22 protein-coding genes are annotated in these 21718 nt (G+C 70.3%); 11 read left to right on the top strand and 11 right to left on the bottom strand.

The genetic code is table 11. From position 1 onward, the window contains the following. Nucleotides 1-3 precede the first annotated feature (3 nt). The 4 genes from T328_RS29640 to T328_RS29655 are packed head-to-tail and all read right to left on the bottom strand — an operon-like array spanning nucleotide 4 to nucleotide 4279. Entirely contained in the window at nucleotides 4-828 is an 825-nt protein-coding gene (locus T328_RS29640) for a carbohydrate ABC transporter permease (protein WP_496499290.1), read from the bottom strand. Further along, the gene (locus tag T328_RS29645; protein ID WP_496499362.1) at nucleotides 825-1727 is read right to left on the bottom strand and encodes a carbohydrate ABC transporter permease; all 903 of its coding nucleotides are present in this window, start codon (nucleotides 1725-1727) and stop codon (nucleotides 825-827) included. Before T328_RS29645 ends, T328_RS29640 begins: the two co-directional genes overlap by 4 nt. Beyond that, the gene (locus tag T328_RS29650; protein ID WP_496499291.1) at nucleotides 1727-3163 is read right to left on the bottom strand and encodes an extracellular solute-binding protein; all 1437 of its coding nucleotides are present in this window, start codon (nucleotides 3161-3163) and stop codon (nucleotides 1727-1729) included. The genes T328_RS29645 and T328_RS29650 overlap by 1 nt, the downstream gene beginning before the upstream one ends. A 15-nt stretch (nucleotides 3164-3178) precedes the next feature. Then, on the bottom strand, nucleotides 3179-4279 hold the full coding sequence (locus tag T328_RS29655; RefSeq protein WP_496499292.1) for a carbohydrate kinase family protein: 1101 nt from the start codon (nucleotides 4277-4279) through the stop codon (nucleotides 3179-3181). A 118-nt stretch (nucleotides 4280-4397) separates the two neighbouring features. Here T328_RS29655 and T328_RS29660 point away from each other — a divergent pair, with 118 nt between their 5' ends. The 3 genes from T328_RS29660 to T328_RS29670 all read left to right on the top strand — a co-directional run bounded on the left by T328_RS29660 (nucleotide 4398) and on the right by T328_RS29670 (nucleotide 7169). Further along, a complete protein-coding gene (locus T328_RS29660) occupies nucleotides 4398-5156 on the top strand; it encodes a DeoR/GlpR family DNA-binding transcription regulator (RefSeq protein ID WP_496499293.1) in 759 nt (252 codons plus the stop codon). Continuing rightward, the gene (locus T328_RS29665; protein WP_496499294.1) at nucleotides 5153-6484 is read left to right on the top strand and encodes a 6-phospho-beta-glucosidase; all 1332 of its coding nucleotides are present in this window, start codon (nucleotides 5153-5155) and stop codon (nucleotides 6482-6484) included. The genes T328_RS29660 and T328_RS29665 overlap by 4 nt, the downstream gene beginning before the upstream one ends. A gap of 103 nt (nucleotides 6485-6587) precedes the next feature. Continuing rightward, entirely contained in the window at nucleotides 6588-7169 is a 582-nt protein-coding gene (locus T328_RS29670; RefSeq protein WP_496499295.1) for a Uma2 family endonuclease, read from the top strand. Between the two features lie 28 nt (nucleotides 7170-7197). Here T328_RS29670 and T328_RS29675 read toward each other — a convergent pair whose 3' ends face one another. Continuing rightward, a complete protein-coding gene (locus tag T328_RS29675; protein ID WP_496499296.1) occupies nucleotides 7198-7836 on the bottom strand; it encodes a hypothetical protein in 639 nt (212 codons plus the stop codon). Between the two features lie 471 nt (nucleotides 7837-8307). Here T328_RS29675 and T328_RS29680 point away from each other — a divergent pair, with 471 nt between their 5' ends. Then, nucleotides 8308-9399, top strand: coding sequence for an amidohydrolase family protein (locus T328_RS29680; protein WP_496499297.1), 1092 nt, complete (start codon nucleotides 8308-8310; stop codon nucleotides 9397-9399). A gap of 96 nt (nucleotides 9400-9495) precedes the next feature. Here T328_RS29680 and T328_RS29685 read toward each other — a convergent pair whose 3' ends face one another. Both T328_RS29685 and T328_RS29690 read right to left on the bottom strand, forming a co-directional pair. Next, nucleotides 9496-9993 carry a hypothetical protein gene (locus T328_RS29685; protein ID WP_496499298.1) on the bottom strand — a complete coding sequence of 166 codons (498 nt, stop codon included), beginning with the start codon at nucleotides 9991-9993 and terminating at the stop codon, nucleotides 9496-9498. Nucleotides 9994-10075: 82 nt separating this feature from the next. Then, nucleotides 10076-11026, bottom strand: coding sequence for a hypothetical protein (locus tag T328_RS29690; RefSeq protein ID WP_496499299.1), 951 nt, complete (start codon nucleotides 11024-11026; stop codon nucleotides 10076-10078). Between the two features lie 767 nt (nucleotides 11027-11793). Here T328_RS29690 and T328_RS29695 point away from each other — a divergent pair. Then, nucleotides 11794-12522, top strand: coding sequence for a hypothetical protein (locus T328_RS29695; RefSeq protein WP_496499300.1), 729 nt, complete (start codon nucleotides 11794-11796; stop codon nucleotides 12520-12522). 308 nt (nucleotides 12523-12830) lie between these two features. Here the strand turns inward: T328_RS29695 and T328_RS29700 are convergent, their stop codons facing one another. After that, nucleotides 12831-14405, bottom strand: coding sequence for a vanadium-dependent haloperoxidase (locus tag T328_RS29700; RefSeq protein WP_496499301.1), 1575 nt, complete (start codon nucleotides 14403-14405; stop codon nucleotides 12831-12833). Nucleotides 14406-14885: 480 nt separating this feature from the next. On the opposite strand from T328_RS29700, the gene T328_RS29705 reads away from it, so the two are divergent. Together T328_RS29705 and T328_RS29710 are read left to right on the top strand one after the other, a co-directional pair. Next, nucleotides 14886-15482 (top strand): TetR/AcrR family transcriptional regulator, encoded by a 597-nt coding sequence (locus T328_RS29705; RefSeq protein ID WP_496499302.1) that lies wholly within the window; start codon nucleotides 14886-14888, stop codon nucleotides 15480-15482. A 408-nt stretch (nucleotides 15483-15890) separates the two neighbouring features. Continuing rightward, the gene (locus tag T328_RS29710; RefSeq protein WP_496499303.1) at nucleotides 15891-16625 is read left to right on the top strand and encodes an SDR family NAD(P)-dependent oxidoreductase; all 735 of its coding nucleotides are present in this window, start codon (nucleotides 15891-15893) and stop codon (nucleotides 16623-16625) included. Nucleotides 16626-17076: 451 nt separating this feature from the next. Here T328_RS29710 and T328_RS29715 read toward each other — a convergent pair whose 3' ends face one another. Together T328_RS29715 and T328_RS29720 are read right to left on the bottom strand one after the other, a co-directional pair. Continuing rightward, the gene (locus tag T328_RS29715; protein WP_496499304.1) at nucleotides 17077-17280 is read right to left on the bottom strand and encodes a hypothetical protein; all 204 of its coding nucleotides are present in this window, start codon (nucleotides 17278-17280) and stop codon (nucleotides 17077-17079) included. Nucleotides 17281-17374: 94 nt separating this feature from the next. Continuing rightward, nucleotides 17375-17872: an ATP-binding protein gene (locus T328_RS29720; protein ID WP_496499305.1), complete on the bottom strand. Its 498-nt coding sequence runs from the start codon at nucleotides 17870-17872 to the stop codon at nucleotides 17375-17377. A gap of 200 nt (nucleotides 17873-18072) precedes the next feature. Here T328_RS29720 and T328_RS29725 point away from each other — a divergent pair, with 200 nt between their 5' ends. Together T328_RS29725 and T328_RS29730 are read left to right on the top strand one after the other, a co-directional pair. Continuing rightward, nucleotides 18073-18876, top strand: a complete 804-nt coding sequence (locus tag T328_RS29725; protein WP_496499363.1) for a helix-turn-helix domain-containing protein — start codon at nucleotides 18073-18075, stop codon at nucleotides 18874-18876. Next, complete coding sequence (locus tag T328_RS29730) at nucleotides 18857-19108, top strand: DUF397 domain-containing protein (protein ID WP_496499306.1); 252 nt, start codon at nucleotides 18857-18859, stop codon at nucleotides 19106-19108. The genes T328_RS29725 and T328_RS29730 overlap by 20 nt, the downstream gene beginning before the upstream one ends. Nucleotides 19109-19160: 52 nt before the next feature. Here T328_RS29730 and T328_RS29735 read toward each other — a convergent pair whose 3' ends face one another. Beyond that, the gene (locus T328_RS29735; protein WP_496499307.1) at nucleotides 19161-19949 is read right to left on the bottom strand and encodes an SDR family NAD(P)-dependent oxidoreductase; all 789 of its coding nucleotides are present in this window, start codon (nucleotides 19947-19949) and stop codon (nucleotides 19161-19163) included. Between the two features lie 122 nt (nucleotides 19950-20071). On the opposite strand from T328_RS29735, the gene T328_RS29740 reads away from it, so the two are divergent. Continuing rightward, complete coding sequence (locus T328_RS29740; protein ID WP_496499308.1) at nucleotides 20072-20710, top strand: TetR/AcrR family transcriptional regulator; 639 nt, start codon at nucleotides 20072-20074, stop codon at nucleotides 20708-20710. Between the two features lie 528 nt (nucleotides 20711-21238). Next, entirely contained in the window at nucleotides 21239-21679 is a 441-nt protein-coding gene (locus tag T328_RS29745; protein WP_496499309.1) for a hypothetical protein, read from the top strand. Nucleotides 21680-21718 lie beyond the last annotated feature (39 nt).

Here is a 21718-nt window from a genome sequence, read left to right on the forward strand (position 1 = left end):
TCCCTACTCCTTCACTGCTCCGGTGAGCATTCCCTCGATGAACCGCCGCTGCAGCGCGATGTACACGACCACCACCGGCAGCGCGATCAGCACGGCCGCCGCGGCCAGCAGCGAGGTGTCCGAGGTCTGCTGCCCCTGGAAGAACGCCAGCCCCAGCGGCACCGTGCGCAGCCCCTCATCGCTGATCATCACCAGCGCCATCAGGAACTCGTTCCACGTCCACATGAAGGTGATGACGATCATCGTGGTGATCGCCGGCCGCCCCATGGGGACGAGGATCCGCCACAGCGTCGTGAAGCTGTTCGCCCCGTCGACCCGCGCGGCCTCCATGACGGTCTGCGCGCTGTTGCGGAAGTACGTCCGCATCCAGAACACGCCGAACGCCAGCGACTGCGCGAGCTGCGGCAGGATCAGCGCCCAGTACGTGTCCGTGATCTCGTAGTGCCGCAGATCGAAGTAGAGCGGTACGACCAGCGCCTCCTGCGGCAGCGTCAGTCCGATGACGAACACGTAGAACAGCACGTTCGAGCCCGGGAAGCGCATCGTGCCGAAGGCGTACGCGGCCAGGATCGACAGCACCGTCGCGACCGTGACCACCACGACCGCCACCAGGATCGAGTTCCCGAGGTACGTGCCGAAGTGGCCCTGGCTCCAGGCGTCGGAGAAGTTGCCCCAGTTCAGCCCGCCCTCCGGCAGCGAGAACCCGGTGTTGAGCGAGCCCTGCTCGCCGAACGCCGTCGACAGGATGCCGATGACCGGCGTCAGGGAGATGACGGCGAAGATCGAGAGGATGCCGTACGTGAAGGTGCGTTCGATCCTGGTGCTCATGAGCGCCGCCCTTCGACGAGCCGGGAGACCGTGACGGTCAGGGTGAAGATCAGCACGGTGAGCGCGACGCCCACGGCCGCGGCGGAACCGACCTGGTTCAGCTCGAAGGCGCGGTGGTAGACCTCGTACGCCGGCACGGAGGTGGCCTCGCCGGGGCCGCCGCTCGTCATGACGTAGATGAGGTCGAAGTTGCGCAGCCCGGCGATGATCGTCAGGGTCAGCGCGACCGCGATCTCGGCGCGCAGCGCCGGCAGCGTGACGGCGAAGAACTCGCGGAACGCACCCGCGCCGTCCAGCCGCGCGGCCTCGTACAGCTCCTTGGGGATGCGCTGGGCACCGGCGAGGAACAGCACGAGACACAGACCGGTCATCACCCACGTCCCGACGATGCCGACAGCGGGCAGCGCCCAGTCGTAGTCGCCGAGCCAGGGGCGGGCCAGGGAGTCCAGGCCCACGCCGCGCAGCACGTCGTTCAGCAGCCCGTCGGGGGCGAGGATCGACTGCCACGCGACACCGACGACGACCATCGCCAGTACCTGCGGCAGGAACAGCACGGTGCGGAAGAACGTCATGCCCCGCACCCGGATCCGCGACATGGCCGCCGCGAGCAGCAGGCCGATGCAGACCGGGAGCACCGAGTAGAAGATCAGCAGCACCAGCGCGTGCCCGAACGGGGCGCGCAGCGACGGGTCGGTGAAGATGTCGGAGTAGTTGTCGAAGCCCGCGGAGGTGGCCCGGGTCAGGCCGTCCCAGTGCAGGAACGACAGCCACACCGACTGCCCGAACGGGACGAGCAGGAAGAGCGCGTATATGACCAGCGCGGGCAGGACGTAGAGGTATCCGACCGCGCGTGGTTCGCCGGGCGCGCGGCGGCCGTAGCCGGCGGTGAGGGACTTCATCACGACCCCGCAGGCTCGGAGCCGGCGCCGTCGCCGCGCTGCTTCTCCATGAACGGCCCGTAGTCGTCCTGCAGCTTCTTCGCGAAGTCGTCGGGCGAGGTCTTGCCGGCGATGAGGTCCTGCAGCCCGGCGGAGATGGTGTCGTAGAACGTGGGCGTGGAGTAGTCCAGGTACGGGACCAGGCCGTCGTCCTCGTTCAGCCGCTTCCAGGCCGCGATCATCTGGCCGTCGGCGCTGTCCGGGTCGACCTCGTCGGCGGCCTTGCCCGGGACGGCGGGCAGCACGCCGTTCTCGGTCATCACGTCGGCCGCGTGCTCGCTGGTGATGTGGTCGAGGTACGCAGCGGCGACGTCGGGGTGCGCGGACTTGGAGGTGACGGACCAGGACAGGCCCTGGCCGCCGGTGGTGACGGGGTTGCCGCCCGCAGTGGCGGGGGGCGGGGCCATGACGCCGAGGTCGTCGCCCATGGGCTTCTTCAGGTCGGCCTGCAGCCAGGTGCCGGCGATCAGGTACGCGCCGTCGCCGTCCGCGAACTGCTTGGTGGCGTCGTCGTAGCCGCGGCCGTTGGCGTCCTTGGGCAGGTAGCCCTTGTCGATCCAGTCGGCGAGCTCCGCGGCGGCGTCCTTGGTGTACGCGTTGTCGAAGCCGTCGCCGCGGCCGAGGACGGTGTCGCGGGCCTCGGAGGCGCCGAACTGGTCCTGGAGCACGCCGAAGTTGTGGATGGCGGGCCACTGGTCGAGGTTGCCGAACTGGATGGGCAGTTCGCCCTCGTCCTTGAGGGTGGCGAGGCCGTCGGTGAACTCCTTCCAGGTCTTCGGCGGTTCGAGGCCGGCGTCGGCGAGCTTCTCCTTGTTGTAGTAGAGGCCGATGAACTCGCCGGTCTGGGAGACGCCGTAGAGCCGGCCGGTGCCGAACTGGCTGCCGTCGGCGGAGACCCGGTTGAGGTTCAGCAGGGTGCTGGGGTAGCGCGTGTTCCAGTCGTAGACGCCCGCGTAGTTGTCGAGCGGCGTGAGCAGCCCGGCCTGCACGAAGGCGACCATGTCGGCGTAGCCCTGGTTGGCCTGGACGACGTCGGGCGGGTTGTTGCCGGACAGCGCGAGCTTCAGCGTCGTCTTCAGGTCGTCGAAGCTCCGGGAGACCCGCTTGATCGTGACGTTCGGGTACTTCTCCTCGAACTCCTCGTTCAGCTGCTCGATCTCCGCGTTCTGGCCGCCGCGGACCTCCTGGTCCCATACGGTCAGCGTCACGTTCCCCGCCTTCGACGGGTCCGGTACGCCGCCCGCACCGCCTGCGCCCCCGCCCTCGACGGCGCCGGAGCCGTCGGTGCCGGGCACGCAGCCGGCCGCTATCACGGCGAGCCCCGCGGCGAGCGCGGCAGGCACGAGGGTACGTGTCCTGGTCCGCTTTCTACCGCCGCCCTTGTTGCGCATTGCCATCAGTACTCCTTCGATCTACTCGTCCCGGAAGCCGATGGTCGGGATCGCCCGCCGGCGCGGACGGTTCCGCACCAGGGCCGGGACCAGGCCGTCCAGGAAGTCGTACCGCCGGGCCACCTCGGCGGCGTCCGCGTCGCCGGCCTTGGCGCGGGCGGCGGCCTCGATCCACCACGCGGCCACCTCCGTCCAGTCCGGCGCGGACAGGGAGCCGCCGAAGTGCTGCACGGACAGCGCGGCGGTGAGGTTGGCGAAGGCGAGCCGGTCGGCGAGCGGCCAGCCCGCCAGGGTCCCGGTCATGAAGCCGGCGACGAACACGTCGCCGGCGCCGGTCGGGTCGAGGGCGTCCACCAGCAGCCCGGGCACGTCGGCGCTCTCGCCGGTGATCCCGTCCACCGCGACGGCGCCGTCGGGGCCCTTGGTCACCACGGCGATCGGCACCATCTCGGCGAGGGCGCGTACGGCCTGCTCCGGGGAGTCGGTGCGGGTGTACTGCTGCGCCTCGGCGGCGTTGGGCAGGAAGGCGTGGCTGTAGCGCAGCCCGGTCAGCGCGGCCAGGTCCCAGCGGCCGGTCTCGTCCCAGCCGACGTCGGAGAAGACCTGCGAGCCCTTGTCGTGCGCGTGCCGGACCCACTCCTCGTCCCGGCCGGGCTCCAGCGAGGCCACGGCGGAGCGGGCGCGCGGGAGCGTGTCGCAGGCGGGGGCGGGCGCGGGGTGCTCGTGCGTCACCATCGTGCGCTCGCCCTCGTACGCCATGGAGACCGTGACCGGCGAGTGCCAGCCGGCCAGCCGCCGCGACGGACCGAGGTCGACGCCCTCGTTCTCCGCCAGGCTCTCCCAGATGTAGTCGCCGTAGAGGTCGGTGCCGAAGCTGGCGCAGAGCGTGGTGCGCAGCCCGAGGCGGGCGAGCGCGGTGGCCATGTTCGCGATGCCGCCCGGGCTGGAGCCCATGCCGCGGGCCCAGTTCTCGCTGCCGCGTACGGGCGCGCCTTCGAGACCGGTGAAGACGATGTCCATGAACACGGTGCCGGTGAGGAGAACGTCGTGCTCGGGATCGCCGGGAGCCCGTGTGCCCGCCAGCGGGTCGATCGCTGTGCGGACCGCCGAGGGAGTGCTCAACGGCGTGTCCTTCCTGCTCGTGGTTCACATTGAGCGACACCTTGCACCGCCGCGACGGATTTTGCAAGAGGTCACTCACACTCGCGCAAACTCGCTCAGGTGGAGTACATTGCCGTCCATGCTGCGAGAGACGCGCCACGAGAAGCTGCTGAGCATCCTCGGCGACGAGGGCGTGTTGCCCGTCCGGGAGATCGCCAAGCGGCTCGGCGTCAGCGAGGCCACGGCCCGCCGCGACCTCACCGAGCTGGGCCGCGCCGGCCGCCTCACCCGGGTCTACGGCGGCGCCGTCGCCGCCCGCGCGGACGACGAGCGGCCCTTCGCCGAGGTGGCGGTCGACGACCCCGGCGGCCGGGAGGCCGTCGCCACCCGCGCCGCGAAGCTGGTCGAGGACGGCGACGTGGTGCTGCTCGACATCGGCACCACCACGCTGGCGCTCGCCCAGCGGCTGCGGGGCCGCCCTGTGACCATCGTCACCAGCAACCTCGCGGTCTACGAGGAGCTGCGCGACGACCACGCGGTCACCCTGATCCTGCTCGGCGGCGAGGTCCGGCGGAACTACCGCTCGGTCGTCGGCGTGCTCACCGAGTCCAACCTCCGTGAGCTGTACGTCGGCCGCCTCTTCCTCGGCGCCAGCGGGATCCTCCCCGACGGCAGCGTGCTGGACAGCACGCACGTCGAGGTGCCCGTCAAGCGGGCCATGATCAAAGCGTCCCGGCAGGTGGTGCTGCTGGCCAGCGCCGGCAAGTTCCCCGGCGACTCGGGGCTCGTGCGCATCTGCGGCCCCGAGGACGTGCACATGCTCATCACGAACACGTCATCGGACCCGGCGACTCTCGCGACCTTCGGCGAGGCCGGTGTGGAGGTAGTAACGGTATGAGGCTGACAGTGCTGGGCGGCGGCGGGTTCCGCGTGCCGCTGGTGTACCGGGCCCTGCTCGAAGACAGCGGCGAGGAGTCCGGCCGCTGCACCGAGCTGGTCCTGTACGACACGGAGCCACGGCGCCTGGAGGCCATCGGCGCCGTCCTCGCGCAGCACGCGGCGGACGCGGCGGCGAGAGGCGCCCGGCCCCCGGCGGTCCGTACCACCACCGACCTCGACGACGCCCTGCGCGACACCGACTTCGTCTTCTCCGCCATCCGCGCCGGCGGCCTCGAAGGCCGCAGCCGCGACGAGCGCGCGGCGCTGTCGGAGAACCTGCTCGGCCAGGAGACCGTCGGCGCCGGCGGCGTGCTCTACGGGCTGCGCTCCGTACCCGCCGCCATGCACATCGCCGAGCGGGTCGCGGCGGTCGCCCCGAACGCCTGGGTCATCAACTTCACCAACCCCGCGGGCATGGTCACCGAGGCCATGCAGCGCCTCCTCGGCGAGAGGGTCATCGGCATCTGCGACTCCCCCGTCGGCATGGCCCGCCGCGCCGCCCGCGCCCTGGGCGTGGACCCGGAGCGCGCCGAGCTGGACTACGTGGGCCTGAACCACCTCGGCTGGCTGCGCCGCATCCTCGTCGACGGCGAGGACCGCCTCCCGGCGCTGCTCGCCGACCCGGCGACGCTGGAGTCCTTCGAGGAGGGCAGGCTCTTCGGCGCCGAGTGGCTGCAGGCGCTGGGCTCGCTGCCCAACGAGTACCTGCACTACTACTACTTCAACCGCGAGGCGATCACCGCCCTGCGCGGCGCCCCGGCGACCCGCGGCGAGTTCCTGCACGAGCAGCAGGCGGCGTTCTACGCCGCCGCGGCGGCGGACCCGGGCGAGGCGGCGGCGGTGTGGGAGCGCACGCGCAAGGAGCGCGAGGCGACGTACATGGCGGAGAGCCGGGAGAGCACGGGCGGCTGGCAGCGCGACACGGGCGACCTGGACGGCGGCGGCTACGACCGGGTGGCCCTGGCCCTGATGCGCGCCATCGCCCGCGACGAACACGCCACCCTCATCCTCAACGTCCCCAACCGCACCACGATCCCCGGCCTGGACGCCGACGCCGTCATCGAGGTTCCCTGCCGCGTGGACGCCGCCGGCGCCCACCCGCTGCCGACGCCGCCGGCGGCGGCGGACCAGCTGGGTCTGATGCTGACGCTCAAGGACGTCGAACGCTCGACGATCGCGGCGGCGGACACGGGCAGCCGCGCGCAGGCCCTGCGGGCGATGGCGCTGCACCCGCTGGTGGACTCGGTGAACGCGGCGAGCCGGGTCCTGGAGTCCCGCGGGATCTGAGTCGGGTCCTGATCGTCAAGGGGGCGCCGGTCGGTCACTCATTCGAGGGGCGGGATCGGCGTTCCCGGTGGGTACGCTGGTCGTACGGGCGAGGGTCCGTCGTATGGTCCCAACGAACCCGGAGCACGCTCCCCCTACCTGGCCGATTCCACCGCCAGGCGGCTTCACCGCCGACGATCTCGACACGATTCCCGGCCTGCCTTCACACACAGAACTGATCGACGGCAGCCTCGTCTTCAGGGCGCCGCAGAGTTCGTTTCACTCCGGCACCATTTTCATGCTGCGGCTTGGGCTGTACCGCACGGTGCCGGACGGTCTCGCGGTCAGGGGCGAGATGACGATCGTCATCAATGACCAGCAGCGACCCGAGCCGGACGTGATCGTCCTGCGCGCCGAAGCCCTGGGCAACGGGGACGAGACAAGGTACGACGCCGCGGACGTTCTGCTCGCCGTCGAGGTCGTCTCGCCCGAGTCCAGGGGACGGGACCGTGAGACCAAGCCGCTGAAATACGCGAAGGCGGGCATCGAGCACTTCTGGCGGGTCGAGAAGGAGAACGGCAGGCCGGTCGTCTTCGTCTTCGAGCTGGATTCGGAGACCGGGGTCTACGTCCCGAGCGGAACCCACCGCGACCGGCTCAAGCTCAGCGTCCCGTTCGACATCGACATCGATCTCACGATCCCGTAGGGAGCAGGCCGGCACGGCGCGGTGACCGTCACGGCGTCTCGTCCAAGGGGCCGCGACCGCGGCCCACGTGGACACCGATCCGGGCACCCAGCGCGACGAACCCGGCCACACTCACCCTGACGACCCACGTCCGCTGCTCGTCCGTCACGTGCACCTCCAGCTTGGTGGGCACCCGCCCCTCCGGGTCCCAGTAGACGGTCAGCCGGTCGCCGACCGTGGTGTCCCCGTCGCATCCCGGACCGAAGACCTCCGGCTCGGTCCCGTCGGGAAGGCGGACCCGGCAGTGATGGCCGGTGTAGTCCGTGTGCGTGCTTTCGGTGGTGCGTAAGTCCGTCACCACGGCCGTCACCTGCTCTCCCCGCCGGTCGAGAACGGCGTCACCGTAGAACGCGAGCGGCATCACCATCAGGACGTGCAGCATCTGCGTCCCGAGCACGTAGGGCACGGAGAGGCCCAGATACCACACCTCGGCCGCGCAGACGATGCCCGTCATACCGATCACGACGGCCAGGACCGCCGGGCCCTCGTCGCCGGACGAACGCTCCGTCACCCACGCGCCGGAGCGGATCCAGAGCGCGGCCACCAGCAGGCCGCCGCCCGCCCCCAGCGCTCCCCCTACGACCGTCCCCAGGCCCGGCGTGCGCCCCGAGTGCCGTGTGTCCGCCACGTGACCTCCCCGACTCCGCGCCCGGACTCCGACGACGCCGTGGGCGCCCTACGGATACGTACCCGGGCACGCCGGGCAGGCGGACCTCCCCGTGATCGCGCGCGAACTGACGCCGGCCGCCACCACCCCCCGGCATGGCGGACCTGCGCGCGGAGGCAGCGTGGCGCCACACGGACGCGCTCCGGGCCGCGCGGGCCGCGGGCCGCGGGCCGCTGGCCGCTGGCCGCTGGCTGCTGCCGCGCAGGTGCGGTACGCCCCGCGCACACCCCCGCGTGCAGGCCGCCCGCGCCCCCGCGCGTCCGTACGGCACGGCCCCGTACGTACGGCACACCCGCACCCCGGGCAACGCGCCCGTAACCCGTTTCGGTTGTCTGTCGATCTGCGCGGCGGGGGCGGCCCCCGCTCGCCTGCTCTCGATCACACAATCCCTTCGTCGCCACTCCACCCGCTCCACCGCCGAAGGGGTTCCGCGTGCCGTACGTCATGAGTCGCAAGGCCGCCGTCACCGCCACGACCTGGCTCGCCGCCGCCGTCGTCCTCGGGTCCACCGCCGGGTCCGCGGCGTCCGCCACCGAACAGGACTGCTTCGACCGCCGGACCGAGCCGTACACCTCGGTCGTCGACGGACACCTGCACTTCCGGCCCTTCGGCGGCGAGGCCATCCCGTTCCGCGAGCTGGTCGGCTACCTCAAGCGCACCGGCGTACGGCACGCCGGCGTCTTCGGCATCGGCCAGAAGCTCCCCGTGGACTCCCACTGCACGTACTACCTCGACTGCCCCGGCACGCCCGTACTCCCCAGCCTGAAGAACGACGTCGTCAACGCCGAGAACGTCGTCGAGCACCAGCAGGAGGACGTCGACCTGGCCCTGTCCATGACGTACCCCGACCTGGCCCGGCCCGAGACCGTCATGGACGGGATGCGGCTGCTCGACCGGGAGTTCCCGGGGATGTTCCAGTGGATGGGCGAGGTCAACCTCATCAAGCAGGCCCTCCTCCCCAACCACCACGAGCCGGCGGACGAGGAGGACATCGAGGAGTGGGCGCCGTTCATGGACGAGCTGCGCCGGCGCGGGATGCCGATCACCATCCACTCCGACCTCGGCAACGACCGGGAGCCGACGCGCTATCTGCACCTGATGGAGCGCGTGCTGGAGCTGTATCCGCACAACGAGATCGTCTGGGCGCACATGGGGCTCTCCAAGGAGCTGTCGGCCATGGAGCCCGACGCGCACATCGCCATCCTCAAGCGGCTCCTGGACCGCTACCCGAACCTCACGCTCGATCTGAGCTGGCGGGTGCTGGAGGACATGTACTTCAGCAAGCCGGGAGTGCGGGAGAAGTACGCGGCGCTCTTCGACGCGTATCCGGAGCAGGCGATCCCGGGGACGGACTTCGTCGCGTCGCAGAACAAGGACTTCGGGGTCTACAAGGAGGAGCTGGAAGTGACCAGCCGCATCAACAAGGCGCTGGGAGACGAGGCGTTCCGGCGGATCGCGCTGGGACAGAACTACTTCGACCTGCTGGGGATCAAGGAGCGGGCGCCGGAGATCTGCGAGGCGTAGGGCGTGGACGGCGAGGACGCAGGCCGTGCCGCCCGCGTACGCCCGGAAGGCTCCGGACGTACGCGGGCGGGGTCTGTTCCTGCCGGGCGAGACCGGTCAGCAGTTGATCCACCGGTGGGACGAGATCCTGTTGTTGCCGTCGATCAAGTCCAGCGTGGAGAGCGACTGCCCGCGCTTGACGCAGTAGAGGGACGTCCTCTCGCCGCTGACCTTGTAGTAGCCCGTGTAGAACAGCACGTCGTCGTTGACGGTGTTCCAGCCCAGGTTGACGACGGAGCTGGTGTCGTTGTTGTCGCCGCCCCTGCAGGCGCCGCCGCGGCCGTAGTGGCTGTCGTTGTCGTAGTCCTTGCACATCGCCGAGCCGGCGCAGTAGCGCCGGTCGTACATGTTGACCGTGCCGGTGTTTCCGAAGTCCTCGGCGGTCTCCTCGCAGTCCCGGTCCTGGACCGAGACGTCGCGTACCTCGGTGGTGGCGGTCGCGGTGTCGGCTGCGGTGTCGGCTGCGGTGTCGGCTGCGGCCGTGGTGGCCGGGACCAGGGCCCCGGCGGAGGCGACGGCCGCCGCGGCGGCCAGGGCCAGCTTGTACTTGCGCATGGGTGATCTCACTCTCCTCAATCGGTGTGGTGATGGGGTGGGTTCTGTGCGGGGTTCTGTGCGGGGGCGGGGCCGCACGCCGCTAGCGCGGCGGCAGCAGCTCCCGTGCCCGTGCCTGCTCCAGCGCGACCAGCCGCATCCGGTCACGCCCCTCGATCTCCGTGCGGTACCGCACTCGGTCGGACCGTCCCAGTTCCCGCGTCAGGCGCTCGACCGTGCCCGCCAGCGGCGTACTGCGCGCGCACTCCGCCTCCGCCGTCGCCAGCTCCACCTCGACGGCGTGCGCCTTGCCCGCGCTCACGCCCCTCGCGCGCCCCTCCAGCTCGCGCCGCAGGTCGTCGGGGCTGTCGTACGAGTGCCCCCGGCCCGTCATGCAGGCCGACCACTGCCCCACCGCGCGCAGATACGCCGGCGCGCGGCGCAGTTCGGCGCCGTGGTCGGGGAGGTTGGCGGCGACGGTGTCGACGCGGAACCATTCGCGGAAGTCGCCGTACAGCTCACCCTGTGCCTCGGCCAGGCAGCCGGTGCGGGACTGCCGGATGTCCACGCGGGTGGGTGTGGTGACCTCCAGGGCCTCGGTGGCGTCGCCGTAGAGGGTGGTGCGGTAGGCGCGTTGGCGGTCGGGGGCCAGGGTGCGTACGTACGCGGCGTTGGGGTTGTCCTTGCGCTCGCGCGCGGTCTCGCGGTCGAGTGCGCCACCGTAGCCGTGCTCACGTGCCCACGCGGGGTCGTCCACGACGTACGGGAACTGGCGCAGCTCGTCGCGGGTGGCCACGCGGGCGGGGTGGTACCGGAAGCCGTTGCGGTCCATGCACCGGTCGACGAGGGTCTCCTCGGCCCGGTCGAGAAGGGCGAGTTCCCGGAGGGTGGCGGAGCGCGGATGGCTCTCGTCGCCGGCTCCCGCTCCGGCTCCCGCTCCGGCTCCCGCTCCGCCTTCGGCCCCGTCGGCGACGCCGCAGCCGGTCGCGGCGGCGGCGAGGAGCAGCGCGCAGAGCGCTGTCGTCGCCGCGGTTGTGTAGGTACGTACGCGCACGTCAGTCCCCGTTCCCCCGTGGTGCGTTCCCCCGTGCCGCCCGGTTGCCCGACTGCCGGGGTCCTGCTGGTCTGCCCGTTTCCCGTGTTCCCCGTGTTCCCCGTACGGGATGGAGCGCCGACGCCGCCCCTGTGGTCCGAACCGGCGGCGCCGGGCTATGGCAGGAGTGTGCGGGGGTGGGGCGGGGCGGGGGGAGGTGTTTCGGGCGACGCCGAATGTGCGGCAGGGCCTGGTCAGACTCCGGCAAGATCCAGCCCCGGCTCCCCCTGTCATCCTCTGCACGGCCAACACGGCTGATCAGCACCATGGAAGAGGGACGGGGGTACGTGCGCACGAAGTCACGGCTCGTGGGCGCCGCCATGGCGGGGGCCGAGCGGGCGCCGGAGTGAGCAGCGAAGCGTAGGGGCGCGCGGTTGGCTGTCGCCGCCTTGTGGGCGCCGCCGGCCCGGCGGGCGACGGTCGCGGTGACGCGACCGGGGCCGTCGGCACCGGTGAGGGCCAGGGCGTTGGTGACGGCGCTACGGCAGGGTGGCGGCCGGCTCGGGGCGGGTCCCGCGTGCGCGGCGTAGGCTCACCGCCATGGTTGACGTCAGCGTTCCCGAAACCGGCCTGGAGGGCGAGGTGGCCGAGCTGCCGCGACTGCTGACAGAGGCCGCGACGCCGGACGCAGGCAGGTAGGGGTGGTACGCGAACACAAGGACGGTGGCCCAACGCTCACTCTCGCGGAGCCGGTGGGGCGGGGTGCAGGTGCGGGGCCGGGACCGGACGTGGCCACCGCCTCCACCGCCTCCACCGTCGACCAGCTCATGCACGGCATCCGGCGCCTCTGGCCGCTGGTCCGGCCCCTCAGCGCCGAGGCCGTCATCGGCTGCCTCGACCGCGAGACCGTCTACCCGGAGACCGGCGTCCGCCCGCAGCGCCCGCACTGGTTCCTCCACGAAGGCTCCCCGGCCCGGCCGACCCACGACCAGGCACTCGACGTCGTCGACCCCTGGCACGTCGATCCGGTCGTCGAGTCGGTCCCCCGGCTGTCCGTTGAGGCCATCAGGTCCTGGCTGGTACGCGCACAGGCGCAGGCTTCTCCGGCGCCCGACACGCACGAAGTCGGCTGGACGGACCTGTGGTTCAACGCCACCCGCGTACGGGTCCCCCGCCCGTACGCCCCGGATGCCCCGGATGCCCCGGATGCCCCCGCGAACGTCGCCCTGGACGTCGCCGAGACGAGGTGGGTCACGAATGTGCCCTGCGAGTGGCAGGACGGCGCCGCGTGGGTCGCCGGGCCGACCCGCCAGATGCGGCGACTCGCTGCCCGCGCACCGATCACGCTGCACGCCTCCAACTACGGCCAGGTGGAACTGGCGCTCTCCGCGAACTGGACACTGTGGAGCGAGGAGGGATCGCCGGGACGCGCGGCGGTGATCGACGTTGCCCGCACGCTGGTCGCCGACGGGTGGGGCGTGCTGTACGGAAGCGAGTTCTTTCACGAACTCGCGTAGTGCGCGGCTGGGACGGATGCGGCGGGTAGGACGGGGGGCGACAGGTACGGCGGGGGCGATGACCGCGGCTCCGTGCCGGTACCGAACCATCCCCGCACACCCGCCCCAGGGTAGGCCGCTCCTCCGACAACGCCGGGCCCGTGCTGCCGGGGCGGCCGTCGCGCCGCGGTCGTCGCACCGCGGCCGTCACCAACCGCGCCGTCCGCGGCGCGGCGCACTCCCACCATGCGCCGCGCCGCGGGGCATTCCGCGAACGAGGGCTCGCTGCTGATCGGCGCCATCTCGACGCGACCTGACTCCGCCGGAGGTCAGTCCTCGACGTCGCCGTTGATATGCCGTTGCACGTACTGGTGGGCCAGGTCGCCGAACTGCTCACCGAACTGAATGGACGTCTCGGACGTCTTCTTGAAGTGCACGCCGCCCCACAGCCGGCTGGTGGCACAGTCCCGGTTGTAGTCGGTCCAGGTGGGCCAGTGAAGTTCGAGGTCCTTGGTGGGCGTGATCTCCGGCTCCACCACCGACGAGCGGGCGGTAAAGGGCTGCCTCCAGTCCAGGACGTCATCGTCGAAGAAGCGCCGCGCCACCTGCGCTTGGGCGGCACAGATCGTCGTGGAACCTGACGGGTACTCGGGGTGGTCTCCGACGTTCAGGTAGCTGGCCCACTCGTTGGCGGGCATGTCGTCGACCGTCCCCATCCCGGGGCCACCCCAGGCGGTCACAGGGCTGTCGCCGTACACGTGTGCGACCGCGCTGAACGGTCGCACCGTGTCGTACTTCGCCTTGTAGTGCCAGGCGGCGATCAGTGTGTCGTAAATCGCCACCGAGATCCCGGTCATCAAATGGACCCAGCCGTCCAGGTCCAGACCGCGGGTATCAGCCGCGACTTGCCCCGCCAAGCCGACGCCCAGCAGCTTGTTGTCGAAGAACTCGGCGGTCACTTTACGCTCGTCGGTGAGCGTGGCCGACGCTTCCAGGATCTCGTCCACCGAACGCCGGTACGCACTGGGCCTGGTGTGATCGACGTGGTCGGGCGGAGCGAGCGGGTACTGGCCGGGGTCCTTGAACGTGTGGGCCCTGGCCAGCCGCAACTGCGGGGTGACGAACTGCTGGACGGTGAAGATGCCCTTGTCACCCCGTCCCGGGCTGGCGAGGCGGCGTTGATGAGTTCCCAGCTTCGGCTGCCAGCGCGAGGGGTTGGTCAGGTCGTAGGCGGTGTTCACGGGCCGGTAGCCGGTGTAGTCCGCGTAGGGCCGACCGTGGTACTTGCGGCCTTCGTCGCCGAGCTGGTTCATGCCGTCCCGCTCGGTGGCCGCGATGACGGCCTTGCCGGCCAGGTTGCCGATGCCGACCGGACTGGTCCTGTCCTCCGACGTGTCGTCGGGGTCCAGGCCCACCGCAGTCATCAGTTCCCGGAAGAGTGGCTCCCATGCCGGCTCCACGCCCTTAGTCACGTGGTAATTGGCATGCAGGGCGGCGATGTTCCTGTTCCTGTTGGTGGAGGACTCGCTGGAGGGGCGGCGGCCGAGCCGGGAGTACACGCCGACGGCGGTCGGGTGGTAGGGCGCCACCGCGTCGAACCACGAGATCACCGACAGATGGATGTATCTCTGCGAGATGGTCACATCCATGGGGCCGACGATGTCCGCGTACAGCGGGTGACCCGGATGGAACCGGGAGATCACGTCCCGGATGAAGTTGCCGGTATCCATATCGAAGTCCGCGACCGACTCCGCCGCCGAGCGACTGGACTGGCTGGCGGCGGCCGTCCCGTTGTGCCCCAGGGCGCCCAGCGCCGCCGTCGCGGCACCGCCGAACCCACCGAGCAGTAGCGATCTGCGCCGCGGTAAGAAGCCTGAGACCGGAGAATCTCCGAACGTCTTCATAGGGTGCGTCCCTTTCTTGAGAGAATCGCTTGATGCGTGGAATGGGTGCACGTGGCCCAGCCCGAGGCAAGCGCGCAGACTGCCGACTGGAACGAGGCTCGGCGAGTAAGGGCACCATCACACGCCGCAACGTGTGACGCGCCCATGCCGTCCGCCTGGCATGGGGCGGTGGAATGGCGAGAGGGTCGATGCCGCACCAAGCATGGACTCGACCATGCCGTGAACCGGCGGATACCACCAGTCCCGTGGCGGAGCACGAAGTTGCCACAACCAAGCGGTGGTCGGATTCCCCGGTGAAGGTCGCCATGGCCATCGACCAGGCGGGTATCGGGTGTTGATGGCTCGCGGCGGGGGGAGAGCAGGCAGCCCGCGGCTACGACGCGGACGGCCTCGATCGCGGCGGCGCTGTTGTCGCTGTCGGCGCTGTCGGCGCCGGAGTCCATTGTGGCCCATGCGGTCCAGAACTTGTATTGTGCGGGTATGCCTCGACCTCGTGAGTTCGATGAAAATCGTGTCCTTCTCGCTATCCGTGACGAGTTCTGGAACAAGGGCTACGCGGCGACATCGATGGACGACCTGCTGCGCGTGAGCGGGCTGGGCAAAGGCAGCCTCTACGGGGCGTTCGGGGATAAGCGCAGCCTGTTCCTGCGGGTGCTGCGCGACTACGACGACGCGAACCTGCTGATGCTGCGCGAGCGTCTGGTTTCCGCGGCGCGGGGGATCGAGGTGGTGCGCGAGTTCGTACTCGGCCTGACCGGCGATCCGACCGGGGCAGTTGCGCGTCGGGGTTGCCTGCTGTCCAACAGCAACGCCGAGCTTGCCGCCAGCACTCCGGACGTCGCGGCTGAGGCTCGCCGCAGCTATGACGCGATCGCCGCCGTCCTCACCGCGGCGCTGGAGCGCGCCCAGAGCGAAGGCGACCTCGACCCCGGCATCGACCCTTCCGAGACCGCCCGCGCGGCGCTCGTCGCGCAACTCGGCCTCATCACTCTCGGGCGCACCGGCATGGACGTCGGAGCGCTCACCGTGATAGCCCAGTCCGCCCTGGCACGGCTGCTGCCCGCTTCGGCGCAGTAGCGGCAACGCACCGGCCGACCTGCACCGCCACGGCCTGCACAACCGGCTCCGCACCCTGGGGCGTGCCCTGAAGATGCGCCCTGAAGCCGTGCCCTGAAGCTGTGCGCTGCGGCCCCTGCGGAGGGACGCGCTCCGCAGGCCGGGGTCCTGCGCGCCGCCACTCGTCAGGCGACTCGAATCGCGACCCGGCAGGCCGATACCGCCCCGGCGGTCGCGCTGCCGGTGGCGTGGCCCCGCAGTTGTCCGACCTCCGACCAGAGGTCGCGGGTGCGGGACAACTGCCCGCAGCCTGCGCAGCCCGTCTACGGGGCCGCGCCGGGAAGCCCCGTTGCCGAAGCAATCTTGACTGTGCGGTCCATATCGGGGAAGGTTGTGGACGCAACAGTCCATAACTTGAGGGAGGGCGGCATGGCCGTCTTGGAAGGCAAGGTCGCCGTGGTCACCGGGGCCAGCATCGGCATCGGGTTCGCGACCGCGCGCGCATTCCGCGACGAGGGCGCCACGGTGTTCATCACCGGTCGCCGCAAAGACGCACTCGACACCGCGGTTGCCGAGCTCGGACCTGGCGTGACCGGCGTCGTCTGCGATGCTTCGGTGCCCTCAGAGCTCGATGCGTTCTACAGCACCGTGCGCGACCAGGCCGGACGCATCGACGTGCTGGTCGCCAACGCCGGCATCGGCATCGCGGCGCCATTCGGCGAGGTGACGGAAGACCTCATCGACTCGGTGTTCGCCACCAACGTCAAGGGAACGATCTTCACCCTCCAGCAGGCGCTGCCGCTGCTCAGCACCAACGCCTCGGTAATCCTGACGGGTTCGACCGCCTCGACACGGCCCGACCCGGGACTTGAGGTCTACGGGGCGTCGAAGGCCGCGATCCGCACGCTCGCCCGCGGCTGGGCTCGCAGCGCGCGCACACACGGCTTCCGGGTCAACGTCGTCTCCCCGGGCGGTACGCGCACCCCTGGCCTGCTTGAGCTGGTGCCATCCGAGATACTCAAGCAGGCCGAAGGCGCTATTCCCCTCGGCCGGCTTGCCGAGCCCGAGGAGATCGCCGCCGTGACAACGTTCCTCGCCTCGGACGCGTCGAGCTACGTCAACGGTGCCGAGTTCTTCGCCGACGGCGGATCCGCGCAGGTATGAGCGCCCTCGTAAGCGCCGATTCAGATACGTCTCACGCACGGTCCGTGGCTCCGCCAATGTCCGTGGTGTCCCCCGCCGCCGCGCGCTCCGGCCCGCCCGTAGCCCACGTCACCCGCACTCCCGCCCAAGGGTAGGCCGCCCCACTGACAACGCCGATCCACCGCCGCAACCGGGCCCCCCGCACTGGCACCGAGCGGCAGCCGCACTGGAGCGGGCCGAGTCGGCCTGAGGTTGAGTCGAGGTGCGGGTCGCGTTCGCCGGAGGCCGGGGCAATTCGGGCGTACGGCGACGAAACCGCGGCCGGCGTGCGGCAGAACTCGCCGCCGGGCCCCGGGGGGCAGGGTGCCGGAGCACGAGGGCCGTAGCCCGCAAGGCCACCCCGTAGATCCGCGAGGCCCCGTACGCCCGTAAGACCCGGAGGCCACACGGGCACGTACGCCCCCGCCCAACCTCAACGGTCCCCGTACTCCCCCAGGACGACCACCGAGACCACCGCCCCGCCGAACGCGGCGATCGCCCGCCACGCCGTGTGGAGGCGGTTCCGCGTCGCGCGGGCGGCGACGGTTGCGATGGGCGGGCTGTCGGGGCGCGGGGCTTCGGCGGCCCGCGGGCTGTCTGCGGCCCCGCGCGGCGGGGCGATGGAAGCGCTGCTCATGCAATCCAGGCTGCCGCGGATCACCTGTGGAAACGTCGGCCCCGGGACGGAACCGCGCGGTCCCCGATCTACGACCTCAGGGCCAGCCGCACCCCTACGGAAGTCTCAGGGTTCCCCCGAGTTCCCCGTCCCCCGCCCGCCCCGGCGCCTGCCTCCCCGCCGCCGGCTCCAGCGTCGCCCGCACTGTCTTGCCCACGAACTCGCGCGGAAACCACGACAGCTCCGCCCCCAGCCCCCGCGCCAGGAACAGCCCCCTCCCCCGCTCGTCCTCCGGCCCCGGCGGCGACGGGTCCAGCACCCGCGGCGGTAGCTCCGCCTGCGGGTCCGACACGTCGATCACCAGCGCCCCGTCCTCCCGTACGGCCAGCCGCACCCACACCCGCCGGCCGATCCGCCGCCCGTACTGGATCGCGTTCGTCACCAGCTCCGACACCACGACCGCCGCGTCGTACGCGTCCCCGCCCCACCCCCACAGCGCCAACTGCCGCCGGACGTGCACCCGCACGAGGGGCACGGACCTGTGCGCCATCACGTACCCCATCGACCACTCGCGCACCGTGCCCTCCGAACCGCACGCTCCATGCTCGGCCATCCACACCAACTCCAGAATTACAGTGACACTTTGGGATTTGCGGCTGTATTGTCGTAGCGCTTGGTTACGCTGCGTGGTGTAAGGCTTTCGGAGCGGAGTGTCCGGAAGCAAGGCCAGGCACGTGACAGAGGTCACGAGAACGGGAGGCAGGCATGACCCCACGCAACGCCACCCATCGCGCGACGGGTACGACGGCGGAGATGTTCGGCGACGTCCTGAGGCACTTGCGCGAGGCAGCGGGCATGACGCAGGCGGAGCTGGCGAAGCTCATCCCCTGCGACCGGTCGTACGTCGCGAGGATCGAGGCGGCCACGAGCGTCCCGCCGGACACGTTCGCGGCGAAGTGCGACAAGGCGCTGGGTGGTAACGGACTGTTAATGAAGCTGTGGCGGAAGGTCGACTGGTACCCGGACGTGGCGCATCCGGATTGGTTCGACCGGCGAGCGAAGATGGACGCGGAGTGCGTGGCGTTGCGGGCGTACCAGGAGCGGGTCATGCCGGGCCTGCTGCAGAGCGAGCAGTACGCCCGAGCACTGTTCGCGCGCGTCACGCACGACGAGGAGAAGGTCGAGGAACGCGTACGCGCCAGGCTCAGCCGCCAGCAGAGGTTTTTCTCGCCGGAGGGCCCGCTGTGCATCGCCGTGCTCGACGAGAGCTGCCTGCGCAACGTCGTCGGTGGGCAGGAGGTCATGCACGAGCAGTGCCAGCACCTGCTCTCCGCAGGTCAGCGGACCAACATCCAGATCCAGGTAGCCCCGGCCGACCGGCCAGAACTCGTCCGACCCAACACCTCGATGTCGCTGATCACCCTGCCTGACGACTACAGGTGCGTCTACTCCGAGTCTCTCGACCGCGGGCACTTCGGCGAGGATCCAGCGGTCTACGAGCGCCACCTGCGCACCTATGATTTGCTCAGGGCTGACGCTCTGTCGGCCCGCGAATCCGCCGCTCTGATCGGTGAGTTCATGGAGGGATACCGGCAGCATGGCCAAGACGTGGCGTAAGAGCAGCTATAGCGGCGACAACGGCGGCAACTGCATCGAGGTGGCCGCGGACTGGCGCAAGAGCAGCTACAGCGGTGACAACGGCGGCGACTGCATCGAGGTCGCCACCACCCCCACCACCGTCCCCGTGCGCGACTCGAAGAACCCCGACGGCCCCCACCTGGCCTTCACCCCCACCGCCTGGGACGACTTCCTCGCCGCCGTCAAGCGCGCGGAGTTCCGCGCCCACTAAGGGCTGTGCGGTCGGGCGCCCCCGACCGCACACTCCGTACCGGCATGCCGGCTCAAGCCGCGATGTCGGCTTCAGGTCGGAGTGCAGGGCCGAGCAGCAGGCCCCCGTCCAGGACGAATTCCGAGCCCGTGGCGAAAGATGCGTCCTGAGAGGTGATGAAGAGCAACAGGCGGGTGATGTCAGAGGGTTCGGCGAGGCGGGGTATGGCGAAGGGGTCGGGCGAGTAGAAGTCGGCGATGGCCGGCTGGCCTGCGACGGTGGGTTCGTTGATCAGCGGTGTGGAGACGACGCCGGGGTGAATGGAGTTGACCCGGATGTTGTCCCGCCCCAGCTCCAGCGCGGCCGTCTTGGTCAGCCCGCGCACCGCCCACTTGCTGGCGGTGTAGGGGGCGTAGAAGGCCGTGCCGATATGGGCCATGGTCGAGGCGATGTTGACGATGGTTCCGCCACCGCCCCTGCGCATCGACGGAGCCACGGCCCTGATGCCGAGGAACTGGCCGGTGACGTTGACGCTGAAGGTGTGCTCCCAGGTGCGGAGTTCGGTGTGCTCGATAGGAGCCGCCGGGTTCTGGACTCCCGCGTTGTTCACCAGGATGGTGATCGGCCCGAAGTGGCCTTCGACTTTTTGCACCGCCGCCGCCCAGTCGTCCTCGCTGGTGACATCCAGGTGGACGGACAGAGCCCGATGACCGAGCCGAGCAGCGAGTTCGCGGCCGGCGTCGTCGTCGGGGCCGGCGATGACGACGTTCGCCCCCTCGGCGTGGTAGCCCTGCACATGACTGCTGCCCATGCCCCCGCTGCCGCCCGTGACGATGACGGTCTGGCCCTCAAAGCGTCCCATGATGCATCTCTCCCAAGCCACATTAATGGTGAGTCGAGTGACTCACCTCCTCTCTCAAGGTAAGAGCAGGACCAGAGGTGAGTCAAGTGACTCACCTCGCAATAAGAGCCATACTGGAGGGCATGACGGCACAGCCTTCGGAGTACCACCGGCGCGTGGCAGCGCAGAAGCGGACGGCCATCGTCGAGGCAGCGACGAAGCTCTTCCTCGACTCCGGCTACGACGGCACCTCGCTGGCCCGCATCGCCGAGGCGGCCGGAGTGTCCAGGGCAACTCTGTTCAAGCAGTTCACCACCAAGGCGGCCCTGTTCGAGGCGATCGTCACCGAACACTGGAAGGTGGACGACGAGGAGGCGCCCCTCCCCGAGCCAGGGAACCTCCGCGCAGGGCTTGAGGCCATCGGACGCCGATACGTGGCGCTTCTCACCCAGCCCGGCATGGCCGCCCTCTTCCGCATCGTCATCGCCGAGGTGCCGCGCTTCCCGGAGCTCGGCGAGACCCAGTTCAAGCTCGGCAAGATGCCCTACTTCGAATCGGTCCGCCGCTACCTGGAAGCGGCAAACGCCGCTGGTACAGCCCGGCTTGACGATGCCGAGATGGCGGCGACCCAGTTCCTCGGAATGATCTCCAACTACGTGTTCTGGCCGCGGATGCTGCTCGCACGCTGGGAGCCCGACGACTCCGCCGTCACCAACGCGGTCGACCAAGCGGTGCTGACCATGCTCGCCCGGTACGGCACCCCGGGGACCCACGGCGCCTGAGACACCAGCGGCCCCACCGCTCTACCACCCGACCCCTCCCCCACGGACAGGCCCTCGGCCCCGTCGATGAATGTGTGGTGGCCGGGACCGTCGACGTTCACCTTCGGCGTCCAGCCGGACATCATGGACGGCGTGTACGAGCCGAACAGGCAGCCGTTGCTCTTGTACCAGTCCCAGACGTACGTGGGGGTCGCCGCCGGCCCTCAGCCGCAGGTACGTAGCGGCTGCCGGTGGCCGCCGTGGGGCTGCTCATCCGGGCGACGTAGAGGTTCTGTTCGACGTTGGTGTCGCCGGCCCAGCCCGACCACACGAACCAGCGCTGCCCGCCGAACGTGAAGGGCACCCCGTCGATGGCCCACTTGTCGCCGGGCAGGGCCACCTGCCGGAATGCGGGCGAAGCCGGCGGCGGGCGGAGGTCCGGCGTCAGGCGATCCCGCGTGTCGTGCGGCGAGGGAGAAGTGCGGCCCTGGTAGTCGTTTACACGCATACACGACACTGTGTGGCAAATTCGACACAGAAAGGGATGACGTGGCCCGTCTTCCGCTCGTTGCCGCCTGCCTCGCCGCCTTCGCCCTGGCGCTGTCCACCGGCACCCCCGCGCAAGCCGCCGAGGGCACCCTCACCTGGAACATGTACAGCATCTCCGAAACCGACCCCAACAGAACCGACTACTACTCCGCGCAAGAGAGGCAGTACCAGGTCACCGTGGAGAACCCGGCCCCGGGTTGCCACACCATCGCCGAGGACGCCCGGTACAAACGGGAGCACACCGGCGAGCGGTTCCTGCACCAAGTGGTGAAGCAGTTCCAGAACGACACGGACCAGGACCTGATGCTCATCGACGCACCCTGCAACCCCGACAACGACCTCAACATGCCGTCGGGATCGTTCCAGCGGCTCGCCACCATCCGCTCAGGCAACGCAACCTTCGACTGGCCGGAGAACGCACGCTCCCTGGTCATCGGCTGACCGGGCCGACCGGGGGCACGGCCCGGCCGCTGCTGCGGG

This window comes from Streptomyces sp. CNX435, assembly GCF_059570575.1.

Excerpts from the sequence above, each read along its gene's own strand:
- T328_RS29710 (WP_496499303.1), top strand. The coding sequence starts at position 15,891 with ATGGCCGTCTTGGAAGGCAAGGTCGCCGTGGTCACCGGGGCCAGCATC.
- T328_RS29705 (WP_496499302.1), top strand. The coding sequence starts at position 14,886 with ATGCCTCGACCTCGTGAGTTCGATGAAAATCGTGTCCTTCTCGCTATC.
- T328_RS29715 (WP_496499304.1), bottom strand. The coding sequence starts at position 17,280 with ATGAGCAGCGCTTCCATCGCCCCGCCGCGCGGGGCCGCAGACAGCCCG.
- T328_RS29670 (WP_496499295.1), top strand. The coding sequence starts at position 6,588 with ATGGTCCCAACGAACCCGGAGCACGCTCCCCCTACCTGGCCGATTCCA.
- T328_RS29645 (WP_496499362.1), bottom strand. The coding sequence starts at position 1,727 with ATGAAGTCCCTCACCGCCGGCTACGGCCGCCGCGCGCCCGGCGAACCA.
- T328_RS29660 (WP_496499293.1), top strand. The coding sequence starts at position 4,398 with ATGCTGCGAGAGACGCGCCACGAGAAGCTGCTGAGCATCCTCGGCGAC.
- T328_RS29700 (WP_496499301.1), bottom strand. The coding sequence starts at position 14,405 with ATGAAGACGTTCGGAGATTCTCCGGTCTCAGGCTTCTTACCGCGGCGC.
- T328_RS29720 (WP_496499305.1), bottom strand. The coding sequence starts at position 17,872 with ATGGCCGAGCATGGAGCGTGCGGTTCGGAGGGCACGGTGCGCGAGTGG.
- T328_RS29725 (WP_496499363.1), top strand. The coding sequence starts at position 18,073 with ATGTTCGGCGACGTCCTGAGGCACTTGCGCGAGGCAGCGGGCATGACG.
- T328_RS29685 (WP_496499298.1), bottom strand. The coding sequence starts at position 9,993 with ATGCGCAAGTACAAGCTGGCCCTGGCCGCCGCGGCGGCCGTCGCCTCC.
- T328_RS29650 (WP_496499291.1), bottom strand. The coding sequence starts at position 3,163 with ATGGCAATGCGCAACAAGGGCGGCGGTAGAAAGCGGACCAGGACACGT.
- T328_RS29640 (WP_496499290.1), bottom strand. The coding sequence starts at position 828 with ATGAGCACCAGGATCGAACGCACCTTCACGTACGGCATCCTCTCGATC.
- T328_RS29740 (WP_496499308.1), top strand. The coding sequence starts at position 20,072 with ATGACGGCACAGCCTTCGGAGTACCACCGGCGCGTGGCAGCGCAGAAG.
- T328_RS29735 (WP_496499307.1), bottom strand. The coding sequence starts at position 19,949 with ATGGGACGCTTTGAGGGCCAGACCGTCATCGTCACGGGCGGCAGCGGG.
- T328_RS29730 (WP_496499306.1), top strand. The coding sequence starts at position 18,857 with ATGGCCAAGACGTGGCGTAAGAGCAGCTATAGCGGCGACAACGGCGGC.
- T328_RS29665 (WP_496499294.1), top strand. The coding sequence starts at position 5,153 with ATGAGGCTGACAGTGCTGGGCGGCGGCGGGTTCCGCGTGCCGCTGGTG.